This is a genomic window from Plantactinospora sp. B6F1, assembly GCF_040120695.1.
GTDB lineage: Bacteria > Actinomycetota > Actinomycetes > Mycobacteriales > Micromonosporaceae > Plantactinospora.
In genome coordinates this window covers 1-1,243 of record NZ_JBEEAC010000093.1, presented here as the reverse complement: position 1 = coordinate 1,243, position 1,243 = coordinate 1, and the positions used below count along the sequence as shown (strand labels likewise).

The window sequence follows — 1,243 nt, the reverse complement described above, 5'->3', positions numbered from 1 at the left end:
CGCGGGCGAGTCCATACCGGTGACCCGGCAGGCCGACGCGGAGGCGTTCGCCGGCACCGTCGTGGTCACCGGGCGCGCCACCGGCGCGGTCGTGCGTACCGGTCCGGCCAGCGCGCTCGGCCGGATTGCCGCCCTCGTCGCGACGACCCGGCCCGCACCCACTCCGCTGCAACGTCGCCTCGCCCGGCTCGGTCGTGTCCTGGGGCTGGCCGCGGTGGCGCTGTCGGCCGCCGTCTTCGCCGTCGGCGTGATCGGCGGGCGATCCGTCGTGGAGATGGCCGTCACTGCGGTCAGCCTGGTCGTCGCCGCGGTGCCCGAGTCGCTGCCCGCCGTGGTCACCCTCGCGTTGGCGCTCGGCGCGCGCCGGATGGCCGCCACCCGGGCGATTCCGCGCCGACTGCATGCGGTGGAGACACTCGGCTCGGTCACCGTCGTCGCCTCGGACAAGACCGGAACCCTCACCGAGGGACGGATGACCGTGCAGCGGGCGCTGACCGCCGACGGCACCGGATACCGGGTACGCGGCACCGGGTACGACCCGGGCGGCGAGTTGCGCGACGACGCGGACGAACCGTCGACACCCGACGCGGGCCTGCGCGACCTGGCCCGGGCAGTCCTGCTGTGCAACGATGCCGCGCTCGCGGCGCCGACCGAAGACCACCCGCGGTGGACGCCGATCGGGGATCCGCTGGAGGCCGCGCTGGTCGCCTTCGCGCAGCGGTGCGGCCTGGAGCCGTCGGCCGAGCGCGAGGCGTGGCCGCGCGTCGCGGAGCTGCCGTTCGAGCAGGCGAGCCGACGGATGGTCACCGTGCACCGCAGGCCCGGTGGCGGGTTCCTGGTGGTGTGCAAGGGGGCGCCGGAGTCGGTGCTGGCCACACCGCTGATCGACGGCGTCACGTCGGAGATGCTGGCCGGCGCGCACCGGCTCGCGGCCGACGGGCTGCGCGTGCTCGCGGTCGCGACCGCGATCCTCGACACGGCACCGGATCCGGAGCGGGTGGCGGGGCTGCGGCCGGTCGGTCTGGTCGCGGTCGGCGACCCGGTCCGGGCATCGGCGCCGGAGATCGCCGCCGCCTTCGCCCGGGCGGGCATCCGGCTCGTACTGATCACCGGCGACCACCCGGTCACGGCCGCCGCCATCGGCGGCCAGCTCGGAATCTGGCGTGGCGGTGACGACGTCGTACGGGGCGACGACGGCGAACTCACCCGGCACGGCGTCGACGGCCAACGGGTCTTCGCCCGG

The 1,243-nt window shown here is 76.0% G+C and carries 1 protein-coding gene; it reads left to right on the top strand.

The window, feature by feature from the left end; translation table 11 throughout:
• Positions 1-1,243 (top strand): HAD-IC family P-type ATPase (locus ABNF97_RS33920; protein ID WP_349341065.1); only part of this gene is annotated, 1,243 nt, incomplete at both ends.